1 pseudogene is annotated in these 819 nt (G+C 41.6%); it reads right to left on the bottom strand.

Features of this window, described 5'->3' with window-relative positions:
- Positions 1-401 precede the first annotated feature (401 nt).
- Positions 402-752: pseudogene (locus ACM0OS_RS28980) on the bottom strand (metallophosphatase); the annotation flags it as partial.
- Positions 753-819: the final 67 nt, after the last annotated feature.

The raw sequence follows: 819 nt of genomic DNA, 5'->3' as shown, positions 1-819 counted from the left end.
CGTGTTACTGTTTTTTCAACTTGAGACTCCAAAAAGTTTTCTGCACCACTAAGCACCTTCAGACTTTCCCGAATCAGAGTTAAGCCAGGCCGCACTTGACAAATTGTTCACCAAAAATACATGAGAAGGTTTACTTTTCGCTCTTGCACACAAATACTGCTATTGCTGACTTTAGTAGCTTGTCATACAAAAGTTCGCAATCCATCAGTCACTCAACAGTCAGGCGATACTAAACAAATTATGTTGGCCCTGGGTTGGGAGAATTATGATCGCATTGGTTTTGACCCCACTTTAGGTTGGGGATTTGGTAACTATGGACCTCCCTTGTTCCAAAGCACACTGCTACGGCGTAACGAAAATTATGAATTAGTGGGGGACTTAGCAGAAAATTATACAATTAGTAGCGATCGCAACCATTGTACACTTTTACGCGATACGCTATCCCATAGTAGTTTTACTGTATCACTTCCATAATTTGCCATCAGTTTAGGAGCATCCCCAGTCGGCCCCAGTCCATGCAAAATCAAACACTGTTCTTCCCACCATCCCTTACAAATCAGGGGTTCTAATTCTCCCCGACGTGGGTTTAACACTCGTTCTACTAATTTCTCAGCTTCTGGTCTTGGCCCTACTAAGTCGCCTAAAATATACAAAGCTTCTACGCTATTACCCTGTCGCTTAATATCTGCTATTACGGCTTCATAAGCTACCAAGTTAGCTTCAATTCCACTCAAAATTGCCCATTTATTCATAGTTATTTTTTTCTAGCGTGGCAAAACTTACTAGAGAAGAGTGGAAATGCTGTAATCTTGACCTGGT

This window comes from Nostoc sp. CCY0012 (genome assembly GCF_963920855.1).
In the GTDB taxonomy this organism is placed as follows: domain Bacteria; phylum Cyanobacteriota; class Cyanobacteriia; order Cyanobacteriales; family Nostocaceae; genus Cyanocohniella.
This window is presented reverse-complemented; position numbering and strand designations above follow the sequence as displayed.